We start from the raw sequence: 1623 nt of genomic DNA, 5'->3' as shown, positions 1-1623 counted from the left end.
CTGGACAGTCAAAAGTTCCCAGCTTTAAGAAGCCAGTGAATCAGCATCGTTATCCGTGAATTCTTGCTTGGCTTGAATTATTTTGGTTATGGATAAATGTGGGTTACAAGCAAACATGCGAAAAATAAATTTGCGCAAATAAACCATGACCGTTGCTTCGGAAACAATTGTCTTGGAGGGTGTTCTCAAATAACGGAAAAAGAATCCAGGGACACGAGATGAATAGCGTACAGCAATCAGTTGCAAAAGGCCCATGGCAATACAACTACACATGACGTATCCTTCAATGGCCTTGATCGTCAAGCGGATATTTTCCTTATCCTTTTCATTAGTTACGTACTCTAGCGGATGGTTTTCTCCCTTCTTTAAATATCGATTCAGTTTCGGCATGGATTTGCTCCAGAACTGATAGCCAAATCCACCGATAACTTGCTTCATTTCACGGAAAGTACATTCAATCTTAAAGCGGTACCCATATAAGCGGATGATGTCTGTTGCTTCTAACGTTAGATCAGTGCTTACCAGAATAGACAACCGGTCACCAATACGAACGAGAACAAAACGTAATTCTTGGTATTGCCCTTGTCCCCATAGCAAATTAAGACACAGGTACTGAACGGTTTCTTCCTTACCGTATAACGTCACCTGAGCCGTTTGGAAATCAGCAGCACGACTTTGAAACAACGATTTCAGTTTGACGACTTCTCCCTTTTTTCGTGGACGACCTCTTCCTTTTTTCTTTGTTGCAGGAGGAGGCTCATATGCCACTGCGTTCGACTTGGCCTTTGTCACGATATGCATCTGAGCTGTTCCCGAAGCATTCAACTCGTTCAAGCGCTTCAATGCAGGGACAGACAGAAAATAACGATCCAGTAGAAGTAAGGCCTTTCCAAATGTCTTGGCAGCGATAAAGCCTTGATCAATCATCTGCACGACATGAGATGCCTGTCGCTCGGATGTATTACTCCAGCCGAAAATCGTCTTAACACCATCCTGTAAATTCATAAACAAGGGGAGGCAAAACCATTTTTGTGGTGTTCCCATCAGAATGCCAATGGCACCAAACAGATGACCAAAGATGTACTCCGCTTTAGAAGAGTTTTCAGACTCCTGATGAAGTTTCTTAACACCAGGCATCCGACGGGCTTCCTTAGATTGTTTCATCCCATCGCCTATAAGCACAACCATATCGTTCACGTAAGAAAGTGGGGCTGCTTTTTTCACAACCCGAAACCACGTCTGACGAAGGGATTCCAGCGACCACGCGGAAGAACGAAAGAAATGAATCAGGCTTTCATAGGTACGGGAATTCAAGGACAAATCACGGATAATAGAAGTCACACCCAAATGGTCTGAACGCAACATGAGACCGACAATGATAACAACAAACCAATGGTAGGCAGCACTTCTGGAAAAGCAAGAACGAAAATTATGTAGGATAGAATCAATATATTTTAGCATAGTATGGTCAATCGCACCGAAATAGGGTAAACTAATAACATAACCCTTTCTGCGATCTTGATCTCCTTTCTGGTATTAAGCAACCTTCAGGATATCATAGATCACACGATTGGGTTATTTTTCTATTTGACAATTTTCCGACAAAAACTTTTGACTGTCCAG

1 protein-coding gene is annotated in these 1623 nt (G+C 42.5%); it reads right to left on the bottom strand.

Going from position 1 to position 1623, the window contains the following annotated elements; translation table 11 throughout:
- Positions 1-24 precede the first annotated feature (24 nt).
- Complete coding sequence (locus tag SPD89_RS22710; RefSeq protein WP_336264221.1) at positions 25-1461, bottom strand: IS701 family transposase; 1437 nt, start codon at positions 1459-1461, stop codon at positions 25-27.
- Positions 1462-1623 lie beyond the last annotated feature (162 nt).

This window comes from Pseudogracilibacillus sp. SO30301A (assembly GCF_037072025.1).
Taxonomy (GTDB): Bacteria; Bacillota; Bacilli; order Bacillales; family Amphibacillaceae; genus Pseudogracilibacillus.
The sequence above is the reverse complement of the archived record's forward strand: the minus strand, read 5'-3'. Positions and strand labels throughout refer to the sequence as shown.